This is a genomic window from Actinoplanes sp. NPDC048791 (assembly GCF_040650095.1).
In the GTDB taxonomy this organism is placed as follows: domain Bacteria; phylum Actinomycetota; class Actinomycetes; order Mycobacteriales; family Micromonosporaceae; genus Actinoplanes.
The window spans coordinates 1-2096 of record NZ_JBEZGQ010001275.1; the positions used below are offsets into that span (position 1 = coordinate 1).

General features: G+C 70.8%; 2 protein-coding genes. One reads left to right on the forward strand and one right to left on the reverse strand.

Features of this window, described 5'->3' with window-relative positions:
• A partial coding sequence (locus AB0C29_RS45340; protein ID WP_360834143.1) for a GDSL-type esterase/lipase family protein occupies positions 1–838 on the reverse strand: 838 nt, incomplete at its 3' end.
• A gap of 315 nt (positions 839–1153) precedes the next feature.
• On the opposite strand from AB0C29_RS45340, the gene AB0C29_RS45345 reads away from it, so the two are divergent.
• The coding region (locus tag AB0C29_RS45345; protein ID WP_360834141.1) for a sigma-70 family RNA polymerase sigma factor at positions 1154–2096 on the forward strand (943 nt) is incomplete at its 3' end.

A 2096-nucleotide genomic window follows, 5' to 3' on the forward strand; every position in this document is an offset into this window, starting at 1 on the left:
TCCAGGCCGCGGGGCGTCGGTGGGCTAGGTGGGACCGCGTGCCGCCGTGGGCCGTGCCGGTGACGGACGTCAGGGTCGCGCTGCCGAACGGGGTCCAGCCCGTGGTGCCGTTCTCCAGGTCGCCGTTGGTGAGCAGGTTCCCGCTGCCGCCGCCCGGGTTGCCGATGCTGCCGGGCACCGCCCGCAGGGCGTTGTACCAGGTGGCGGCCATCTTGTCGTAGCCGCCGGCGGTGGGGTGGACACCGTCGATGAGGTCACCGGTGTTCAGCGCGGCGTGCATGTCGACGAGGTGGACGCGCCGGCCGGCGTTGACCTTGCTCTGCACGATGCCGGGGACGGCGGCGTTGAAGTTCCGCGCCGCTGACTCCTGGCCGGCGTTCGCCAGCGGGATGATGGTGGCGACGAGGACGTCGGCGTCCGGGGCGGCCGCGGTGATGTGGTCGATCAGGGTCGACAGCCGGGCCGGTGCGCCGGACACGTTGTAGTTCTGCAGGATGTCGTTGGTGCCGATGTGCAGCAGGACGGTGCGCGGCCGGGACGTGTTGAGCCAGCCGGTGATGGAGGCGTCGATCTGGTCGATGCGCCAGCCGGGGTGGCCCTCGTGATCGTGGTCGCCGAGGGAGCCCGGCCCGTTGAACTGCGAGCCGACGAAATCGTTGCGGTAGCCGGCGGCGGCCAGGCGCTGCCACAGGCCGATGCGGTAACCGCCCGGCACCTGGGTGCCTTCGGTGATCGAATCGCCCAGCGGCATCACGCGCACTCCGCCGTTGGACTCCGCGTGCGCCGCGGTGCCCGGTACAGCCGCGCCGACCAGGACGAGAGCCAGCATGACCAGCATCCGCAGGGCGTGGCGACCGGCGCGGTGATAAACCTGCACGAGTGCTCCTTCGGTCGATGTGAGCGTTAACATACATTCAGATCCGCCAATGTTGCCAGATTGTTTCGAGCCGTTCAAGGGGCGTTTCTCCCCGCTGCGAAAGCCTTTCTCGTAACACTTTTTCACGAACAAAATTGAGTGCGACTTCCGTACTCCAGGGCTCATAACGTTTTTCCGGGAAACTTTCTGAGATTGCGGAAACGGGAAAGCCTGGCCACGTCGGGCGCGCCGCCGTCGGCGTACGATGCGTTGCCCGGGACGACTAGTGATGGGGAAATGCGAAGCACACGCACCAACGACGCCGCTCTGGTCGCCGCCGCGCAGGCCGGCGATCGCAGAGCGCTGGAAGAGGTGGCCGCGACCTACCTGCCGCTGGTCTACACGATCGTGCGCCGCGGTCTCGGGGCCCACCCGGACGTCGACGACATCGTCCAGGACGTGATGCTGCGGGCGCTGCGGCAGTTGCCGAAACTGCGTACCCCGACCACCTTCCGCGCCTGGCTCGCCGCCATCGCGATCCGGCAGGTCGGCACCCATCTGCGCCGCCGCGACCGCACCGCCGCCCGCACCGCGAACCTGGAGGAGGCCACCGGGATCCCCGACCCGCACAGCCCGTCCGAGGACCTCACGGCGCTTCAGGTCGACCTGTCCCGGCAGCGCCGGCAGGTGGAACGGGCGAGTCACTGGCTCGGCCCCGACGAGCAGGCGCTGCTGTCCCTGTGGTGGCTGGAGGTCGCGGACCAGCTGACCCGGGCCGAGCTGGCATCCGCGCTGGGCCTGAGCGTCGCCCACGCCGGCGTCCGCGTGCAACGGATGCGCACCCAGCTCGAGGCCAGCCGGGCCCTGGTCGCGGCGCTCGACTACCGGCCGCGCTGCCCCCGCCTCGCCGCGGTGGCCGAAGGCTGGGACGGCACGCCGAGTCCACTGTGGCGCAAGCGCCTCTCGCGTCACGTCCGGACCTGCCCGTACTGCGCCCGGGCGGCCGACAGCTTCGTGCTCACCGACCGGCTGCTGCCGATGTTCACCCTGCTGCCGGTCCCCGCCGGCCTCGGCCTGCCGCTGCTCGGCAAGCTCGCACTCGACGGCGCCGCGATCGGCGTGGCCGCACCGGCGGCGCTGACGGGCACGGCCGGAGCCAAGGCCGGGCTGCTCAGCCAGCTGATCCAGACGGCCACCCTGCACCCCGTGCTCTCGACAGTCGCCGCGGGAACGCTGGCGG